The organism is Streptomyces sp. NPDC031274 (genome assembly GCF_055570235.1).
Genome location: NZ_JBVIHP010000023.1, coordinates 30,132 through 41,270 on the forward strand (window position 1 = coordinate 30,132; position 11,139 = coordinate 41,270).

An 11,139-nucleotide genomic window follows, 5' to 3' on the forward strand; every position below is an offset into this window, starting at 1 on the left:
ACGGGCTCGGCGCACGGGCCCGCGCTCGGCCACGACCGGGACCGTGACCACAGCCACGACCACGGCCACCCCTCTATACACTTCGTATATACATGCTGTGTATAGTGCTGGCATGTCCGCTGCGAAAAACAAGATGAGAAGTTCCGCCAAAGGGTTCCGCCGAGCCGCGTCTTTGACGGCCGCCACCACCGCGGCCCTGGCCGTCGCCCTGACGGGATGCACCAAGGTGGACACCTCGGCGCCCAGTTCCGTCCGCAAGGACGGGGCGTCCCTGAGCGCCGAGGACCGGGGGAAGTTCGGGACCGTCGACTGCCGCAAGGCCAAGTGCGTGGCCCTGACCTTCGACGCGGGACCGAGCGAGAACTCGCCGCGCCTTCTCGACATCCTCAAGAAGGAGAAGGTGCCCGCCACCTTCTTCCTGCTCGGCAAGAACCACATAGCCGAGCACCCCGAACTCGTGAAGCGCATGGAGGACGAGGGGCACGAGGTGGCGAGCCACACCTGGTCGCACAAGATCCTCACCGACATCACGCCCGACGAGGCACACCGGGAACTGCGCAGGACCAACGAGGCGATAGAGAAGCTGATCGGCCACAAGCCGACCCTGATGCGCCCGCCGCAGGGACGTACGAACCCCGACGTCAACGACATCTCGCGCGAGGAAGGCCTCGCGGAGGTCCTGTGGAGCGTGACCGCCAAGGACTACACGACCGACGACTCCGCCCTGATCCAGAAGCGCGTCATCGATCAGACCCAGCGTGACGGCATCATCCTGCTGCACGACATCTACAAGGGGACGGTGCCCGCGGTGCCGGGCATCATCGACGAGCTGAAGAAGCGCGGCTACGTCTTCGTGACGGTGCCCCAGCTGCTCGCGCCGGGCAAGGCGGAGTCGGGGAAGATCTACCGCCCGTAGCAGGCGCTGCCCGTAGCAGACACTGCCCGTAACAGGCGCTGTTCGCCTCCGGGGCCTGGCAGGATCGGCGTGTGGCTCTCTTCCGTATCGACCGGGAATCATCCCTGCCCACCGACGAGGTCTGGCGTCGGCTCACCGCGTGGGAGCGGCATGCCGACGTGGTCCCGCTGACGCGGATCGCCGTCCGGACGCCACCGCCCAGCGGGGAGGGGACGGTGTTCGTCGCCCGCAGCGGGATCGGCCCTTTCGGGTTCGACGACGTGATGGAGGTCGTGACGTGGCGCCCGGCCTCCGGGGACGCACGCGGGAACGGGGGCGGGGGTGGGGGCCTGTGCCGTCTTGAGAAGCGTGGGTCGTTCGTGACGGGGTGGGCGGAGATCGAGGTGTCCCCGCGGGCGGGGGGCGGTTCGACGGTGGCCTGGCGGGAGGATCTGCGCGTGCGGTGGTTGCCACGGATCTTCGACGGGGCACTCGTGGCGGCCGGGCGATGGATGTTCGGGCGGGCGGTGGACGAGCTGCTCTCCTCTCCCCCGTCCCGCCCCCGCGCGTGACGGCCGGTCGACGCCGACGGCGGCGGTCAACGCGGCACGGCGGGACTCACGTCAGGCGCACGGGGATCGAGGCGAACCCGTCCGCGATGAACGAACCCACCGGCGCCGTGCTCCCCGCCTCCGCGTCCAGGCGCAGCTCCGGGAACCGCTCGAAGAGCGCGGGCAGCGCCACCCCCGCCTCCAGGCGCGCAAGCGGTGCCCCCATGCAGTAGTGCACCCCGTGGCCGAACGCGAGATGTTCCTTGTCGACGCGGCCCACGTCGAACTGCCCGGCGGTGGCGCCGTGCCGCAGCGGGTCGCGGCCCGCCGCTCCGTACGCGGCGAGGATCGCGTCACCCCGGGCGATGACGGTTTTGTCCGGCAGCTCGATGTCGGAGACGGCGTACCGCAGCGGGAGGTTCGCGATCGAAGGCTGGTAGCGCAGCGTCTCCTCGATGACATCACTCCACGGCACCTCCTTGCCCCGCACGCGCGCCAGTTGATCGGGGTGGCTGAGCAGCGCGTGCACCGCGTTGCCGATGAGGTTGACCGTCGTCTCGTGGCCCGCACCGATGACCAGGAGCAGCGTGTCGATCAGTTCGGCCTCGGTGAGCGCCGACCCCTCCTCGTCCCGGGTCGCGATCAGGACGCTCGTCATGTCGTCCCCCGGCTCGGCCCGCTTGTGGGCCACGAGGCCGGCGAGCAGCTGATGCACCTCCTGCCAGGTGGCCGCGGCCTGTTCCGGTGTCGACGTCGTGTCCATGATCGACTCGACGAGCCTTGCCGTGTCCGCCTGCCGGTCCTCCGGCAGCCCGAACAGTTCGCAGATGACCTGCATCGGCAGCGGATGGGCGAAGGACGCCCGCAGGTCCACCACTCCGTCCGCGGCCTTCGCCATCGTGTCGAGCAGCCCGGCCGTCAGCTCCTCGACGCGCGGTCGCAACGCGTCCGTACGCCGTTTGGTGAACGCGGGCGAGACAAGTTTCCGCAGCCGCCGGTGGTTCGACCCGTACGCGGTGAACATGTTCGTCACGCCCACCCACGAGTTGACCCAGCTCTCGCGGAACTCGCCCTCGATCCAGGCGGGCCAGTGCTGGTTCGGGTCCTTCGACACCCGTTCGTCGGCGAGGAGTTGTTTCAGTACGTCGTACTGCGTCGGGGCCCAGGCCGTTATGCCGTCGGGGAGTTCGACCAGGGTGGCGCAGCCGTGCTGCCGCAGCCGGTCCGCCTCTCCGTGGAGGTCGCGGCCTGCGGGGTCCATGGCTATGGGCTGCCGAGGGGCGGATGACTGCGACATGGGGCTCCTGCCGTGGGGGGAGGGACGGAACGCCGAAGACCAAGATCAAGATCATTCTAGGTGTCCACCCCCTCCCCGTCCCAGACCCGTGAAGCCACTGCCTCAGACGCGTGAAGTCCGCGGCTCGGTCCCGTGAAGCCTGCGGCTCGGTCCAGCGAAGCCCCCAGCTCAGTCCCGTGACGCCCGCGCCCTCCCGTGCAGCGTCCGCGCCACCTTCGGCCCCAGCCACCGCTTCATCCTGCGCAGCGGCTCCAACTGTTCGGCCGCCCGGTCGATCCGGTAGTACAACTGCGGCGGGATGTGCGGCAGGAGCGGCGAGTGTCGCTGGCCCAGGAGCGCGAACATCTGGGCCGGGTCGAGGCCGATGTAGCGCGGCAGGTTCTCGTACCACTGGGCGCTGTAGCGGGCCGCGCTCTGGACGGAGAGGAGGGCGGACCTGCGCTCCCGTTCGTAGCCCGCGAGGGCGCGGCCGAGCTCGGGGCTCCCGGCCGGGCTCCCCCGCAGCGCGCCCGCCAGGGCGATCGAGTCCTCCAGGGCGAGCGTCGTGCCCGCGCCGATCGAGTAGTGCGTGGTGTGCGCGGCGTCGCCGAGCAGGACCACGTTGCCGCGGTGCCACGTCCGATTGGTCAGCGTACGGAAGTTGAGCCACTGCGCGCTGCCGTCGGCCTGCGCGCGGCCGATCAGGCGGTGACCGTCCAACGGCCCCGCGAAGAGCCGCTCCAGGAGGGCGAGTCCGTCGGCCTCGCCCGCCTCGTGCAGGCGAAGGCCCGTCCAGACCTGCGGGGAGCACTCGATGACGCAGGTGCTCTGCTCGTCGCTGAAGCGGTAGCCGTAGCACCAGATCCAGCCGTGCGGGGTCTCCACGAAGGCGAAGGTGAAGGAGTCGAAGACCTTGGTGGTGCCGAGCCAGATGTACTTGTTCCGCCCGACCGCGACCTCCGTGCCGAAGTGGCCCGCGTGGCGCTCGCGCAGCGCGCTCCTGACACCGTCGCCCGCGACGACGAGATCGGCGTCGGGCAGCTGGGCCGCGTCCGTGATCTCACTCTCGAACTCCACGCGTACGCCCAGGGCTTGGGCCCGTCCGGCAAGGATGTCGAGCAGCCGGTGGCGCCCGATGCCGTGGCCCTCGTCGCCGTGGTGGACCGTCGTGCGGTCGCCCACATACGCGATGCCGTCGCTCCAGCGCACCGAGTGCTCGCTGATGGCGCGCGCGGACTCGGGGTCTTCGGCGCGGAGCTTCTCAAGGAGGCCGCCCCAGTAGGTGACCCCCCAGCCGTAGGTCGACCCGGCCGGGTTCCGTTCATGGACGGTGATGTCGTGGGACGGGTCCTGCCGCTTGAGCAGGATCGAGAGGTACAGGGCGGCGGGACCGCCGCCGACGCAGGCGACCTTCACAGATGCTCCCATTGCGTCACAAAGTGGTCATTTTGTAACGCAACGTAGCAGACCTGGTACGTCAGGCCACGGATCCGATACGTCCCGCAGGGCGCCGCGAGCCGTCGTGGTGGATCGGCGTGTGCGCTCCCGTCAGCGAGACCCCGCTGCCGCCCCGCCGGTTCGCGACGATCTCCGCGGCGATGGAGAGGGCCGTCTCCTCCGGGGTACGAGCGCCGAGGTCGAGGCCGATGGGCGAGCGGAGGCGGGTCAACTCCAGCTCGCTCACGCCGACTTCACGAAGCCGGTCGTTGCGGGCCTCGTGCGTGCGGCGCGATCCCATCGCGCCCACGTAGGCGACCGGCAGACGCAGGGCCAGTTCGAGCAGCGGCACGTCGAACTTGGCGTCGTGCGTCAGGACGCACAGGACGGTGCGGCCGTCGACCTCCGTCCGCTTCAGGTATTTGTGCGGCCACTCGACGATGACCTCATCGGCGTCGGGGAAGCGCGCCGCCGTGGCGAAGACGGGCCGCGCGTCACAGACGGTGACGCGGTAGCCGAGGAACGTGCCGATCCTGACGAGCGCCGACGCGAAGTCGATGGCGCCGAACACGATCATGCGGGGCGGCGGGACGCTCGACTCGACGAGGAGTGTGAGCGGCTGCCCGCAGCGCGAGCCGTCCTCGCCGATCTCCACCGTGCCCGTGCGCCCCGCGTCCAGCATCGCGCGGGCCTCGCCCGCAGCGGTGCGATCCAGCTCGGGATGTCCGCCGAGCCCGCCCTCATGAGGGGCGTCGGCGTCGGAACGTACGAGAAGGGCCCGGCCCACGAGCTCAGCGGGACCGGAGGTGATCCGGGCGATGGCCGCGGGCTCGCCCGAGGCGGCCGCCGCGAGCGCGGCGGCGAAGACCGGCCGCACACAGGAGTCCGCGCGGACCGGGGTGACGAGAATGTCGATGATGCCGCCGCAGGTCAGACCCACGGCGAAGGCGTCCTCGTCGCTGTATCCGAAGCGTTCCAGGACGCTCTCGCCGTCTTCGAGGGCCTGCTGACACAGGTCGTAGACGGCTCCTTCCACACACCCGCCGGAGACGGAGCCGATCGCCGTGCCGTCGGAGTCGACGGCCAGAGCCGCGCCCGGCTGCCGGGGCGCGCTGCCGCCGACCGCCACCACGGTGGCGACGGCGAAGTCGCGTCCCTGCTCGACCCACCGGTCCAGATCTTCGGCGATGTCCAGCATGTCCGTCTCCTAACGGGTGTGTGGTCAACAGGATGAGCGGTTACTTGACGCCCATCCAGTTCTCGATCGGATGGAGCGCGAAGAAGGCGAGGAACACGAGCGCGAGCACCCACATCAGCCAGCCGATCTCGCGGACCCTGCCCTGGACGGCCTTGATCAGGACGTGGGCGATGACACCGGCCGCGATACCCACCGTGATGGAGTACGTGAACGGCATCAGGACCATGGTCAGGAACACCGGAATGGCGGTGGCCTGGTCGGTCCAGTCGATGTGCCGGGCGTTGCTCAGCATCATCGCGCCGATGACGACGAGCGCGGCGGCGGCGACCTGGGTCGGGATGAGCTGGGCCAGCGGAGTGAAGAAGAGGCACAGCGTGAAGGCCAGACCGGTGATGACGCTCGCGAAGCCGGTGCGCGCGCCGTCGCCGACGCCCGCGGTGGACTCGACGAAGACGGTCTGGCCGGAGGCCCCGGCGAGACCGCCGACGACGCCACCGGCACCGTCGATCGCCAGTGCCTTGTTCAGGCCCGGCATCTTGCCGTCCTTGTCGGCGAGGTTGGCCTGCTGGCCGATGCCGATGATGGTGCCCATCGCGTCGAAGAAGCCGGCGAGGACCAGGGTGAAGACGATGACGCCCACGGTGATGCCGCCGATGTCACCGATGCCGCTGAAGGACACCTCGCCGAAGAGTCCGAAGTCGGGCGACGAGACGACGGAACCGTTCAGTTCGGGGGCGTTCAGGCCCCAGTCCTTCTGGCTCATGCCCGCGACCTGGTTGACGATCGCGGCGAACACGGTGCCGCCGACGATGCCGATGAGGATCGCGCCCGGGACCTTGCGGACCTGGAGCAGGAAGATCAGCAGGAGGGTGACGGCGAAGCAGAGGACGGGCCAGCCGATGAGCTTGTCGTCGATGCCCATCTGGATCGGCTTCGAGCCCATGTCGCCGTACTTGGACGGCATGGAGGTGACGAAGCCCGCCTGGACCAGACCGATCAGCGTGACGAACATGCCGATGCCCATGGTGATGGCGTGCTTCAGCGCCAGGGGGATCGCGTCCATGATCAGGGTCCGCAGCCCCGTGAGGACCAGCAGGATGATGATGACGCCGTAGATGATGCACATCGCCATCGCGTTGCCCCAGGTCATCTCCGGGGCGACCTGGAAGGCCATGACGGCGGAGACACCGAGTCCCGCCGCGAGGGCCAGCGGCACATTGCCGATGATCCCCATGACGAGGGTGGTGGCGGCCGCCGCGAAGACGGTGGCGGTGGTGAGCTGATCACCGTCGAGGCGGTGTCCCGTGGCGTCGGGCACCGAGAGGATGACGGGGTTGAGAAGGATGATGTAGGCCATCGCCATGAAGGTGGTGACGCCGCCACGCACCTCCCGGCCGACCGTCGACCCTCTCTGGGTTATGTGGAAATACCGGTCGAGCCAAGACCTGCCGGCCGGGACGCGTGAGCCGTTGCCCGCGTCCTCTGCCGTGGTCTTCGGCTCCGTTGACTGCTGGGTCATGGTGCCTAACTCCCAAGGTTCAAAGGGGCACCCGCAACAGGCTGGTCGATCAGGGGTTGAGCCTGTGGAGACTGCGGGATTTGGGATGCTGCGTTGGGCGCACGACCCGGGGGACGGCCCGAGACGAACTGGGGCTCCGAAGAGCGTGGGTGCTGCGTGGGTGCTGCTGGGTGCTGCGAGACCGCGAGCGGTGCGGTACTGGGGTTCTCCGGGCGGCACGGGCGTCGGGAAGTGTGACGTTCCATGGGAGGCGCGCGCCGCCCGGAGAGATCGAGGGATCAGGTGCCGGTCAGGTACCGGTCAGGTGTTCCGGACGTACCGGCGTCCTGTTCAGCTCCAGGCCTGTCGCGTTCCGGATCGCCGCGAGGACGGCCGGGGTCGACGAGAGGGTCGGGGCCTCGCCCATGCCGCGAAGGCCGTAGGGCGCGTTCGGGTCGGCCAGTTCGAGCACGTCGACCGGGATGGTCGGGGTGTCGAGGATGGTCGGGATGAGGTAGTCCGTGAAGGAGGGGTTGCGCACCTTCGCGGTCTTCGGGTCGACGATGATCTCCTCCATCACCGCGACGCCAAGACCCTGGGTGGTACCACCCTGGATCTGGCCGACCACGGAGAGCGGGTTGAGCGCCTTGCCGACGTCCTGGGCGGTGGCGAGCTCGATGACCTTGACCAGGCCGAGCTCGGTGTCCACCTCGACGACCGCGCGGTGCGCGGCGAACGAGTACTGGACGTGGCCGTTGCCCTGACCGGTCTTCTTGTCGAAGGCCACGGTCGGACGGTGGCGCCACTCGGCCTCGACCTCGACGCTCTCGCCTTCGAGCAGCTCGGCCAGGTCCGCGAGGGCCTCACCGCCGTCGGTGACGACCTTGCCGCCCTCCAGGAGGAGCTCGGCGGTGGCCCACGCGGGGTGGTACGAGCCGAACTTGCGGCGGCCGATCTCCAGGACCTTCTCGCGGACGAGCTCGCAGGAGTTCTTGACCGCGCCACCGGTGACGTACGTCTGACGGGACGCGGACGTCGAACCGGCGCTGCCCACCTGCGTGTCGGCGGGGTGGATGGTCACCTGCTGGACGCCGAGCTCGGTGCGGGCGATCTGCGCGTGGACCGTGATGCCGCCCTGGCCGACCTCCGCCATCGCGGTGTGCACGGTCGCGACCGGCTCGCCGTTGATGACCTCCATGCGCACCTTGGCGGTGGAGTAGTCGTCGAAGCCCTCGGAGAAGCCGACGTTCTTGATGCCGACCGCATAGCCGACGCCGCGGACGACCCCTTCGCCGTGCGTGGTGTTGGAGAGTCCGCCCGGCAGCGCGCGGACGTCCGCGCCCTCGCTTGACTCCCACTGGCGCTCGGGCGGCAGCGGGCGGGCCTTGACGCGGCGCAGGATCTCGGCGACCGGGGCCGGCGAGTCGACCGGCTGTCCGGTCGGCAGGAGCGTGCCCTGCGACATGGCGTTGAGCTGGCGGAACTCGACCCGGTCCATGCCCACCTTGTCGGCGAGCTTGTCCATCTGGGCCTCGTAGGCAAAGCAGGCCTGGACGGCGCCGAAGCCGCGCATCGCGCCGCACGGAGGGTTGTTGGAGTAGAGGGCGATCGCCTCGATGTCGACGTCCTCGATCACGTACGGACCGACCGACAGGGACGAGGCGTTGCCCACGACCGCCGGGGAGGCCGACGCGTAGGCGCCGCCGTCCAGGACGATCTTGCACTTCATGTGCGTGAGCTTGCCGTCCTTGGTGGCGCCGTGCTCGTAAGTGAGCTTCGCCGGGTGGCGGTGCACGTGGCCGAAGAAGGACTCGAAGCGGTTGTAGACGATCTTGACCGGCTTGCCGGTGCGCAGCGCGAGGAGGCAGGCGTGGATCTGCATCGAGATGTCTTCACGGCCGCCGAACGCGCCGCCGACACCGGAGAGCGTCATGCGCACCTTGTCCTCGGGAAGACCGAGGACCGGGGCGATCTGTTCGAGGTCCGAGTGCAGCCACTGGGTGGCGACGTACAGATCGACGCCGCCGTCCTCGGCCGGTACGGCGAGGCCGGACTCCGGGCCGAGGAAGGCCTGGTCCTGCATGCCGAAGGTGTACTCGCCCTTGACGACGAAGTCGGCCTTCTTGGCGGCCTCTTCGGCGTTGCCCCGGACGATCGGCTGGTTGTGCACGATGTTCGGGTGCGGGACGTGCTTGATGTACTCGTCGCTGCGGCCCTCGTGGACGAGGACGGCGTCCGGAGCGGTCGCCGATGCCTCGTCGGTGATGACGGGCAGTTCCTTGTACTCGACCACGATCTTCGCGGCGGCACGGCGTGCGGTCTCCGGGTGGTCGGCGGCCACGAGGGCGACCGGCTCACCGTGGTGCCGGACCTTGCCGTGGGCGAGGACCGGGGTGTCCTGGATCTCCAGGCCGTAGTTCTTCATCTCGGCCGGCAGGTCGTCGTACGTCAGGACGGCGTAGACACCCGGCGTCTTGAGCGCTTCGACGGTGTCGATCGACACGATCTCGGCGTGCGCGACGGTGCTGCGGAGCGTCTGGCCCCAGAGCATGTCCTCGTGCCACATGTCCGAGGAGTAGGCGAACTCGCCGGTGACCTTCAGGGTGCCGTCCGGGCGGAGCGTGGACTCGCCGATACCGCCCTCGTTGTGCTTCTGGGTGACGTCGGTGGGCGCGCCCGTGGTGGTCTTGGTTCCAGCCATGATCAGACCGTCTCTTCCTGACGGGCGGCCGCCAGGCGTACCGCGTCGAGGATCTTCTCGTAACCCGTGCAGCGGCAGAGGTTGCCGGAGAGCGCCTCGCGGATGTCGGCGTCCGACGGCGATACGTTGCGCTCCAGGAGCTCGTCGGCGGCGACGAGCAGACCCGGGGTGCAGAAGCCGCACTGGACGGCACCGGCGTCGATGAACGCCTGCTGGATCGTGGAGAGTTCACCGCCCTCGCCGGTCTGGCCGTCGGTTCCCTTGGCCTGCCACTGGCGGGCCTCCTGAAGGCTGGTGCCGCCGCAGACGGAGCCGCAGGCGCCGCCCGGGTGGGCGTCCTCGCGGTGCTTGGCGTAGTCCGCCAGGCCCTCGACGGTCACGACCTCCCGGTCCTGGACCTGTCCGGCGGCGACCAGACACGAACACACCGGTACGCCGTCGAGGCGGACGGTGCAGGAACCGCACTCCCCCTGCTCACAGGCGTTCTTGGAGCCCGGAAGCCCCATGCGCTCGCGCAGGACGTAGAGAAGGGACTCGCCCTCCCAGACGTCGTCGGCTTCCTGCTGACGGCCGTTGACCGTGAAGTTCACGCGCATTATGCGACTCCCTCAGTGCTGCGGCCCTCGCCGCGGTACGACTCCCAGGTCCAGCCGAGCGTGCGGCGGGCCATGATGCCGACGGCGTGGCGGCGGTAGTTCGCCGTGCCGCGGACGTCGTCGATCGGGTTGGCGGCACCGGAGGCGAGCTCCGCGAACTGCTTGGCGATCGAGGGGGTGATGATCTTCTTGCTGTCCCAGAAGCCGCCCTCGTCGAGCGCCGCGTTCAGGAACTCCTCGGCGGCCTTGGCCCGGATCGGGGTCGGGGCCGCGGAGCCGATGCCGGTCCGTACGGTCCGGGTCTGGGGGTGCAGGGCGATACCGAAGGCGCACACGGCGATGACCATGGCGTTGCGGGTGCCGACCTTCGAGTACTGCTGCGGGCCGTCCGCCTTCTTGATGTGCACGGACTTGATCAGCTCGTCCTCGGCGAGCGCGTTGCGCTTCACGCCGGTGTAGAACGCGTCGATCGGGATGAGGCGCGAGCCGCGTACGGACTCCACCTCGACCTCGCAGTCGGCGGCGAGCAGCGCCGGGTGGGCGTCGCCGGCCGGGGACGCCGTACCGAGGTTGCCGCCGACGCCGCCGCGGTTGCGGATCTGCGGCGATGCGACCGTGTGCGAGGCGAGCGCGAGACCGGGGAGCTCGGTGCGCAGCTCCTCCATGATCGTGGTGTACGGAACCGAGGCGCCAAGTCGGACCGTCTCCTCGCCCACCGACCACTCGCGCAGTTCGGCGATGCGGTTGAGGTCAAGCAGGTACTCGGGACGACGGTGGTCGAAGTTGATCTCGACCATCACGTCGGTGCCACCCGCAATCGGCACAGCGGTGGGGTGCTCGGCCTTGGCGGCGAGCGCCTCCTCCCAGCTGGCGGGGCGAAGGAAGTCCATGAGGCTCTCTTCTTCATATCGAGGGTCGTACGTTCGAGAAGATCCAGCCAAGTCGGACCGGAGGCCTCTCGACTGCTCGTTCATGTGCTGTTAACGC

9 protein-coding genes are annotated in these 11,139 nt (G+C 69.3%); 2 read left to right on the forward strand and 7 right to left on the reverse strand.

The genetic code is table 11. The features are described from left to right. Positions 1–112 precede the first annotated feature (112 nt). Positions 113–916 carry a polysaccharide deacetylase family protein gene (locus ACZ5CR_RS31445; protein ID WP_468863648.1) on the forward strand — a complete coding sequence of 268 codons (804 nt, stop codon included), beginning with the start codon at positions 113–115 and terminating at the stop codon, positions 914–916. Between the two features lie 71 nt (positions 917–987). Further along, the gene (locus ACZ5CR_RS31450; RefSeq protein ID WP_468863649.1) at positions 988–1,467 is read left to right on the forward strand and encodes an SRPBCC family protein; all 480 of its coding nucleotides are present in this window, start codon (positions 988–990) and stop codon (positions 1,465–1,467) included. A gap of 46 nt (positions 1,468–1,513) precedes the next feature. Here ACZ5CR_RS31450 and ACZ5CR_RS31455 read toward each other — a convergent pair whose 3' ends face one another. The 7 genes from ACZ5CR_RS31455 to ACZ5CR_RS31485 form a co-directional block, all read right to left on the reverse strand. Then, the gene (locus ACZ5CR_RS31455) at positions 1,514–2,743 is read right to left on the reverse strand and encodes a cytochrome P450 family protein (RefSeq protein WP_468863651.1); all 1,230 of its coding nucleotides are present in this window, start codon (positions 2,741–2,743) and stop codon (positions 1,514–1,516) included. Between the two features lie 168 nt (positions 2,744–2,911). After that, a complete protein-coding gene (locus ACZ5CR_RS31460) occupies positions 2,912–4,138 on the reverse strand; it encodes an FAD-dependent monooxygenase (protein WP_468863859.1) in 1,227 nt (408 codons plus the stop codon). A 61-nt stretch (positions 4,139–4,199) separates the two neighbouring features. Beyond that, entirely contained in the window at positions 4,200–5,357 is a 1,158-nt protein-coding gene (locus tag ACZ5CR_RS31465; protein WP_468863653.1) for an XdhC family protein, read from the reverse strand. A 40-nt stretch (positions 5,358–5,397) separates the two neighbouring features. Beyond that, on the reverse strand, positions 5,398–6,876 hold the full coding sequence (locus ACZ5CR_RS31470) for an NCS2 family permease (protein WP_468863654.1): 1,479 nt from the start codon (positions 6,874–6,876) through the stop codon (positions 5,398–5,400). 289 nt (positions 6,877–7,165) lie between these two features. Continuing rightward, on the reverse strand, positions 7,166–9,556 hold the full coding sequence (gene pucD, locus ACZ5CR_RS31475) for a xanthine dehydrogenase subunit D (RefSeq protein ID WP_468863656.1): 2,391 nt from the start codon (positions 9,554–9,556) through the stop codon (positions 7,166–7,168). 2 nt (positions 9,557–9,558) lie between these two features. Further along, positions 9,559–10,152 carry a (2Fe-2S)-binding protein gene (locus tag ACZ5CR_RS31480; protein ID WP_389901132.1) on the reverse strand — a complete coding sequence of 198 codons (594 nt, stop codon included), beginning with the start codon at positions 10,150–10,152 and terminating at the stop codon, positions 9,559–9,561. Further along, a complete protein-coding gene (locus ACZ5CR_RS31485; RefSeq protein ID WP_468863658.1) occupies positions 10,152–11,042 on the reverse strand; it encodes an FAD binding domain-containing protein in 891 nt (296 codons plus the stop codon). Before ACZ5CR_RS31485 ends, ACZ5CR_RS31480 begins: the two co-directional genes overlap by 1 nt. Positions 11,043–11,139: the final 97 nt, after the last annotated feature.